Source organism: Kangiella sp. (genome assembly GCF_014762745.1).
Classification (GTDB): Bacteria; Pseudomonadota; Gammaproteobacteria; order Enterobacterales; family Kangiellaceae; genus Kangiella.
Genome location: NZ_JABURJ010000002.1, coordinates 1 through 1,416 on the forward strand (window position 1 = coordinate 1; position 1,416 = coordinate 1,416).

The 1,416-nt window shown below is 46.9% G+C and carries 1 protein-coding gene; it reads right to left on the reverse strand.

Going from position 1 to position 1,416, the window contains the following annotated elements:
• Positions 1-9 precede the first annotated feature (9 nt).
• Complete coding sequence (locus tag HUJ19_RS00010) at positions 10-1,332, reverse strand: IS4 family transposase (protein WP_290621507.1); 1,323 nt, start codon at positions 1,330-1,332, stop codon at positions 10-12.
• Between the last annotated feature and the right edge of the window lie 84 nt (positions 1,333-1,416).

The window sequence follows — 1,416 nt, forward strand, 5'->3', positions numbered from 1 at the left end:
TAATGCCGTTCACTTAAGCGAGTGAGCGGCATATTGTTTAACTGGGTATCTGTTTTTACTCACTTTTAAAGTGCGCGGATATGCGCGTTCTCGCCTAGCCTCAAGTTTAAACTGTTTCGCATTTCGCTCTATATCCAAAACTGCTGCTGGTATATTTCCAGGTGAGTATGACGGTAACTGTGTGAGTTTAAATATGATGTATGATGATGCTTCTCGGAAGCTTAATTGGTTTGGCAAGATACCGGGCAGAGTTCGCGCCATCAGAATCATTTTATAGCGCAGCAGATTGTATGCCAGTAGCACTCCCCACAGCTCTTGAATGATTAATTCTGGCAGCTGACTACGCAGGGTAAACCGACTATCTAGCAAGGTGTGCTTCATCTCTCGATAGCCTACCTCGATTTCCCAGCGATGTGAGTACAGGTCAACGATTTCAATCCCCGGATAGGCTTTGGGGTCCGTCATCGAGGTTAGTATCTCAATCGTACGCCCCTTAACCACTTTCGTTATCAGGCGGGCTTCTATCCTATCGGGCAACTCCGGCCATTTCTTTTTTGCTTGCGGGGTAGTTTTCAGGCAGACAATTTTGTCTGATTTGCTGAGCCGATACTGTTCTTCATACTGGGTGCCTTTTCTCAAAGGAATAAGCCAGTGGGCCTGCTTCTTTGCCTGCCGCCAGGCATGCAAAAGGCCTAGTGAGTAAAAGCCTCGATCAAACAGGGTCAGGCTGTTGTCGGGAACCGCTTCGAGCAGTTGTGAAGCCAGTGTCATTTCACTTTCGCTCACAGAGTCAAATGCGCTATCAACCAGTAAATGACTGCTCAGCTCCATTAGACAAACCATCCTTACCTGAGGGTAGGCTGAAGGACTCTTCTGGTTGCTGGTGCGGGCAAAGGCTGCTGCATTTTCAGGTGAGTCAGGCGCCCTCCACACAACCCCATCAACGCCATAGAGATTGAGTCCACACCAGTGGGGATGCTCAGCTCGTTGCTGCCAAGCCTGGGCTGTTCGCTGGAAAACATCTTTAACAACAGCGCTTCCAAGCTTCTTTCTAGCCTGAGTTATAGCACTTCTAGCTACAAAATTAACAGGCTGTGGTAAAACGATGTCGAGCTTGTTAATAAGGCTTCTAACCGATTCATTGCGAAATAAAGCCATACCTATTACCGCCCAGACCATGGAGTCCATGGGTAATTTCCTGCGGCGTAAAGAAGCAACGCCATTAGAGTCCAGGCATTGCTGAATTAAGTCAGGCTCAAGAATATCGCCTAATGTTTTGTATTCTCTTAAAGGGTGAGTCGAGATACGAGCTAAAGCTTCTGACAGTTCCATAAAAAATCCGGTGATCGCTGATCACCGGATTTTGATCTTATCTTCCCAAAAATCAAGCTTTATGTGCTTAACTGATCGGCATTA